Genomic DNA, 3,873 nt, shown 5'->3' with positions numbered 1-3,873 from the left:
GCCCCCGGTGGCGCTGCTGGAGCCGGTGAACGCCTGTGCCTGGGACGGCATCGCCGCCGACTACGACCCCGCGACCACCCCCGCCCTACGGCAGGAGGCGGCCCTGGCCTGGCCGGGGTGGACGCCCCGGCCAGGCGCAGGCCCCGGCGCGGAAATCCTCGGCGACCTACGCGGCGCGCTGGTGGCCGAACTCGGCTGCGGCACCGGCGAGCACGTCGCCCACATCGCCGCCGCCGGGGTCCGGCGGGTGTACGGGGTGGACATCTCCCCGGCGCGGATCGCCCGCGCCCGCGCCCGGTGGGGGCACCTGCCCGCCACCGCGTGGCGGGTCGGCGACGCCGCGGCGGTGCTGCCCCAACTCCCGGCCCTGGATGTCGTGTACTCGGTGTTCGGCGCATTGTGGTACAGCTCCCCGGCCCGGCTGCTGCCCGCCATCGCACGCCGGTTGCGGCCGGGCGGGCGGCTGGTCTTCTCGCTGGGGGAACCCGGCCCCGGAACGCTGCCGGGGGCGCGGGTGGACAACGTCGTGGCCGCCGGGGCACGGCGGCCCGTCGTCTACTACGCCCACACCCCCGGCCAGTGGCGGGACGTGCTGGCCCGGCGCGGCGGCTTCACCGCGATCACCGTGCGCCCCGTGGAACAGGCCGGTACCGATCGCCGGACGCTGGTCATCAGCGCCCAGCGAGACCGCTAGGACCGCGCTGTGCCGGATATCGCGACGTCCGCTTCCCGCCGGGCCAGCAGCCGCGAACCCGCCAAAGCAGCCAGGCCCGCGACAGCGGTGACCGCCCCGGCCGCCGTGAACGCGGCGGCGGGCGCGGCCTCGATCAGCACCGGCAGCGCCAGCATGCCGCCCATCCCCGCCGCGTGCAGTCCCGTCGCCTCGATCGCGAACAGGCGCAGCCGCGCCGGGCCGGGGAGCCGGGAAATCTCGGCCGACAGCCCGATCGTGGTGACCGGCGTCACCACGGCGGCCAGGGCGGTCACCGCGACCACCTGCCACACCTGCCCGCACGCGGCGTAGGCGGCCAGCAGCACCCCCCGCGCCACCCAGATCAGGCAGAACCCGGCAGGGAAGGACGCCAGCGGACGCCAAGCCGACAACACGTTCCCGGCCAGGGATCCGGCGCCCATCGCCGTCAGCACCAGCCCGTAGGCCGCCGGTCCGGCGTGCAGGTGCGCGGTGAGCCAGATCGGCAGCCCGATCGTGGCCACCGTGGCGCAGAACTCGCCGACCGACTCCATCGACAGCGCGCACGCCAGGCGGGGATGGGCGCGCAGCACGGCCCGCGCCCGCGCCGGCGCATCCTGTGGCGGAGCGTGCTCCGGGGCCGCCGCCCGGTGCCGGAACCGGGCCGACAGCCACGCGAACGCCGCCCCGGACACCACGAAGGTCGCCGCGTCCGCCAGGAACAGGTGCTCGGCGGGCAGCCACACCAGCAGCACCGCGGCGCTCCCCGGGCCGAGAACCCAGGTCAAGCGCTTGGTGAGGTCCATCAGCCGGACCAGGTCGCGGACCTGACCGGCGGGCACCAGATCCGGCACCAGGGCGCTCAAACTGGGGTTGGTGATCGCGTCGGCCGTGCCGATCAGGGCGAGCACCGTCAGCACCCCGGCCAGGCCGATCCCGTCCCACAGCCACGGCATCGCGCCGACGACGGCGATCTGCGCCACCTCCACCCCGGCCAGGGCCCGGAAGGAGGAGAAGCGGGCGATCAACCGCCTACCGAACATGCCGATCAGGATGTGCGGGACGTATTCGACGACCACGACCAGGCCCATCGCGACCGCGCCGGAGCGCTGCCAGGCGGTCCACGTCAGCGCCAATGTGAAGAACCGGTCGCCGAACACGCTGAGGGTTTCGGCGAGCCAGAGCACCAGGACCGGCCGCCGGCGAAGGAGAGTGAGATGGCTCACCGGTGAGACTGTAGGGGTTGTGGCCATCAGAGGTGAGGGAAACACGACGGTGGGGCGCACCTGCAGTGATGCGCCCGCACATCATGGCTGATCACTAATCGCCGTGCCCAGAGTCTTGCATGTCCGCCTTCGGGAGCAGGTCGCGGTAGGTCTCGCCGGTGATGACGAGCACGAGAGCCTTCAGCGTGACCGGGAGCTCGCGCGTGCCGTGCAGTTCTGCCGCCGCGGTGTACGGGTTGCGGCCCTTCGCGTAGGCGCGGATCGCCCGGACCTGATCAGGCGACAGTTTCCGGCAGTCCGGACGCACCCGTACCGGGCGCGGGCCTCATCTTGTGCTCGTCGCTCCGCCGGTGACAACAGGTGCCGGTAGGTCTTATCGGCGATGACCTTGCGCAGCGTGGTCAGGCTGGCCGGGTAGCGGCCCACCAGCTCTCTTGCCGCCCCCTTCCTGCCTCGCGCGTAGGCGCGGATCGCGAGGACCTCCGGGGCGGTCAGCCGCCTCCGATATGGGTACCCGCCCAAGGGGTCTCCTCCTTCCGATGATGCGGGACCAGCCACGGCACAAGATCACCGATGTGGTGGATCAGCACAGTCCCGGCGGGTAGTTCCTCACGGGGCCGCAGCCCATCGCGGCGGACCAGCGCCGTGCGTGCACCATGCTGAGCCGGACCGATCACGTCCTTTTCCAGGTTGTCGCCCACCCACAGCACCTCATCGGCCCGGCATCCGGCGGCGGCCAGCACCCAGGCGTAGAACTCCGGGTGTGGCTTGGCCAGACGAAGGGGCGCCGACTGGAACACGGCGTCGAATTCTTCGTCCACGCCGCCCATGCGCAGCGCCGGACGGCGATCGACGCCAGTGCGGGTGTTGGAGGCCACGATCAACCTCTTGCCACCGTGGCGGCGCAGGACGTGCAGCGCCGCCGCTGCGTAGGGGTCCACCGGCCGCCGTGGGTCGCCCCGGCGCTGCCACAGTGGGGTGATGGTCCCGCCGTAGTCCGTGACGACCACAGCGACACCGGACGCGCCCGTCATCGCGTGGCCTTGGCGAGGTCCACGGTGAAAGCGACCGGCAGGTGATCTGAGAGGTCACCCGCCTTCGTGTAGATGCTGTACTCGGCTATCGCCTCATCGGGCAGTGTGGTGTGGATCCGGTCCGAACGGTGCGGCCAGCCGCCGCAATGCCCCACCGTTGGTGTGGTGTCGCCCCAGATGATGGCGGCGTCGCGGAACCCGGCGGCTTCCATCCGCGCGGGCCGGCGGTCGTCTTTGCCCTGGGCCTTCACCAGGTCAACATCCGGGTAGGTCGGGGGCAGCCTTTCGTCTGCTCCGGCGGCGTTGAAGTCGCCGGCGATGATCGCCGCGCGCTTACGGTGCAGGCGCAGAGATTCCGCCTCGCTCAGGCGTTTGGAGCGGCTGGCCGGGGCGAGGTGCGTGTTCACCACCCAGAGCCGCTCCGTCCACCCCTCGACCTGGAGCTTCGCAGCGGCCTGGGCGTGCCACCAGGAGCCGGAACGGTCGTGCTCGGTACCGGCCACCGACAGGCCCGGCTCCAAGCGCATCGTCACGATCAGATGGCAGTCGTGGTGGTTGGATTCCAGCATGGTCCGATAGGTCATGCCGAGCCGGTCGCAGAGCAGGTTCAGCCGCCGGTGGTAGTCGCGATCCAGGTACTTGCCCTCTTGCAGGCAGATGGCCACGGAGCCGGAGGCCCGGCCGGCCAGTGTGCCGAGCGCTTCGATCTGTTTGAGGAGCCGGGACTCATCCCCATCCTCGACGCCGTTCTTGGGGGCGCAGCCGCCGTTTCGGAGGTTGTAGCTGATCACGGTGAGTTTCATCTGCATCGCCTTCGGTGATGAGAGGCGGGCACGCGGGGTCTGGGCGTGCCCGTGGACGAATTGGTAGGAGTGGGACCGGTCAGAACGTAGAGGCGCCGCGATTATTCATTTACCGGCCG

Annotated in this window: 5 protein-coding genes; 1 reads left to right on the top strand and 4 read right to left on the bottom strand. The window is 71.5% G+C overall.

Annotation, left to right across the window (positions count from 1 at the left end):
- The coding region (locus C1I98_RS36380) for a class I SAM-dependent methyltransferase (RefSeq protein WP_146607861.1) at positions 1–694 on the top strand (694 nt) is incomplete at its 5' end.
- On the opposite strand, the gene C1I98_RS36375 is transcribed toward C1I98_RS36380, so the two are convergent.
- The 4 genes from C1I98_RS36375 to C1I98_RS36360 form a co-directional block, all read right to left on the bottom strand.
- Positions 691–1,917, bottom strand: coding sequence for an MFS transporter (locus C1I98_RS36375; protein ID WP_199537485.1), 1,227 nt, complete (start codon positions 1,915–1,917; stop codon positions 691–693). The two genes, C1I98_RS36380 and C1I98_RS36375, sit on opposite strands and share 4 nt — an antisense overlap.
- A gap of 94 nt (positions 1,918–2,011) precedes the next feature.
- Entirely contained in the window at positions 2,012–2,224 is a 213-nt protein-coding gene (locus tag C1I98_RS36370; protein WP_111171824.1) for a hypothetical protein, read from the bottom strand.
- Positions 2,225–2,408: 184 nt separating this feature from the next.
- Positions 2,409–2,927, bottom strand: coding sequence for an HAD family hydrolase (locus C1I98_RS36365; RefSeq protein ID WP_233508486.1), 519 nt, complete (start codon positions 2,925–2,927; stop codon positions 2,409–2,411).
- Between the two features lie 20 nt (positions 2,928–2,947).
- A complete protein-coding gene (locus C1I98_RS36360; protein WP_146607860.1) occupies positions 2,948–3,754 on the bottom strand; it encodes an endonuclease/exonuclease/phosphatase family protein in 807 nt (268 codons plus the stop codon).
- Between the last annotated feature and the right edge of the window lie 119 nt (positions 3,755–3,873).

The sequence above is a fragment of the Spongiactinospora gelatinilytica genome, from assembly GCF_003236385.1.
GTDB classification, from domain to species: Bacteria; Actinomycetota; Actinomycetes; order Streptosporangiales; family Streptosporangiaceae; genus Spongiactinospora; species Spongiactinospora gelatinilytica.
This window is presented reverse-complemented; position numbering and strand designations above follow the sequence as displayed.

Coding starts and splice junctions, on each gene's coding strand:
- C1I98_RS36360 (WP_146607860.1), bottom strand. CDS start 3,754: ATGAAACTCACCGTGATCAGCTACAACCTCCGAAACGGCGGCTGCGCC.